The organism is Micromonospora sp. NPDC023814 (assembly GCF_040639595.1).
In the GTDB taxonomy this organism is placed as follows: Bacteria; Actinomycetota; Actinomycetes; order Mycobacteriales; family Micromonosporaceae; genus Micromonospora.
This window is the reverse complement of record NZ_JBFAAF010000261.1, coordinates 1-1071: the sequence shown is the minus strand read 5'-3', so window position 1 is coordinate 1071 and position 1071 is coordinate 1. Positions and strand designations below refer to the sequence as shown.

General features: G+C 61.8%; 1 protein-coding gene and 1 pseudogene. Both read right to left on the bottom strand.

Annotation, left to right across the window (positions count from 1 at the left end; genetic code table 11):
* Positions 1-119: 119 nt before the first annotated feature.
* Positions 120-260: pseudogene (locus tag AB0G14_RS35885) on the bottom strand (DUF6444 domain-containing protein); the annotation flags it as partial.
* 172 nt (positions 261-432) lie between these two features.
* On the bottom strand, positions 433-1071 hold a 639-nt coding region (locus AB0G14_RS35880), incomplete at its 5' end, for a hypothetical protein (protein WP_357705283.1).

Genomic DNA, 1071 nt, shown 5'->3' with positions numbered 1-1071 from the left:
ACCGTCTGGATCAACCCACCCGAACCCGCTCTCGATCAACCGCTACCCCAAGCGGCGTAAACACCCACTGGTCCCACCAGCCTTGACAAGTTCCGACCCGAACGCGCCCGCAACGACTTCGGCGCCGGCTTGGCCAGCCCATCCGACGACGGCGGCCGCGACGAGTTCGACGAGTCCTGCCCCAGCCGAGCCCGCAGATCCGCGTTCTCCGCCCGCAACACCGCGTTCTCCGCCCGCAACACCGCGTTCTCCGCCCGCAACCCGGCGTTGTCCCGCTCCAACTCAAGAACCCGGGCCTCCAACCGGGCAAGCCGCTCAAGCAGCTCCACGATGGACGGCGTTCCGGACACCCAACCATGATCCAACCCGAACGGCCCAGGTCAAGCCGACCCGCCGACGAGCACCTGACCAGTCACCGGTCCCGGAGGGTGGTCAAGCCGTGACTGTGAGGCATGCGGCAAGGTCGGTGAGTGTTGATGTCGTTGTGTGGGTTGTGGGGTTGGTGTTGGCCAGTATTGCGGAGATCCAGGTGTATCGCGTTGTTGGGTCGAAATGCTCCGCCAAATTGGAATGGGGGTTGGCTCGTGTTTGGGCGACGAGGGTCGGGCTGCCGCTGTTGAGTGAGCTGGGGTCGAGTGCTTGGAGAATGACGGCGTCGACTTGATCGGCGATGGTGGGGCCAGTGTTGGCCAGGGAGGTCAGATGTTTGAGTGGAATTCGGCCTAGGGCGTTTTGAAGGATGGACCGTCTTGTGGCAGCGTCTGATGCGTTGCTGTAGGCGTGGATGAGATTGGTGATGCTGGTTGTTGCGTGGATGTTGACGGTGGTTGATTGGGGTGTGTTGGTGGGGTTGCCCGGGTGCTGGTCAATGTAGCGGAAGACGGTGTTCGGGCTTGGTATGGCGATCTTCGTGTCGCTGGCGGCCTGGAAGAGCTGGTCGTACGTGAGCCATGCTCCTGTCAGGATGGCTGTGTATTCGCCTAGCGTGCTGTACGGAAACGTCGTTGTTGTGGTGAAGCGATCCCACAGTTCCAGAATTTCACTGGTTGCGTGTTGTTGGAGGACGGCGTT